Source organism: Vibrio sp. 1078-1 (assembly GCF_033340475.1).
In genome coordinates this window covers 1-527 of the sequence record NZ_JAWOWM010000848.1, presented here as the reverse complement: position 1 = coordinate 527, position 527 = coordinate 1, and the positions used below count along the sequence as shown (strand labels likewise).

Here is a 527-nt window from a genome sequence, read left to right as displayed (position 1 = left end):
TAGGCAGTGTGATGGCAATGAAGCCTGAGTTTGTTTCTGTCATTGACCAATATGGCCGACTGTTGAGTGCAGATGTTGCGTCAGCAGAAGCGGGCAAAGTAAACGCGAAGTATCTGGAATACCAAAAGAACGTTGAGAAGCAAATCATCCAACGTGCGGCAGACATGCTAACGCCGATTGTTGGTCCTAGTAATTTCCGCGTTCAGGTTGCAGCCGATATGGATTTCAGCCAAGTGGAAGAAACGCGAGAAATCCTTGATAACGCGCCAGTGGTTCGTAACGAACACACCATTCAAAACAATTCGATTGACCAAATCGCGCTTGGCGTACCAGGTTCTCTCAGCAACCAGCCTCCAGTGACTGGTGAGGCGGCGACAAACGACAGCCAAAACACCAATGCGCGTTCTGAAGTGAATCGTCAATATGCGGTTGGCAGCAGCGTGCGCCGTACTCAGTACCAACAAGGTCAGATTGAGAAATTGAGCGTATCGGTTTTATTGAACTCAAAAGCATCGCCAGACGGCGTG

At 49.3% G+C, this 527-nt stretch carries 1 protein-coding gene; it reads left to right on the top strand.

Features of this window, described 5'->3' with window-relative positions:
• On the top strand, positions 1 to 527 hold a 527-nt coding region (locus tag R7190_RS30425; protein WP_318138284.1), incomplete at both ends, for a flagellar M-ring protein FliF C-terminal domain-containing protein.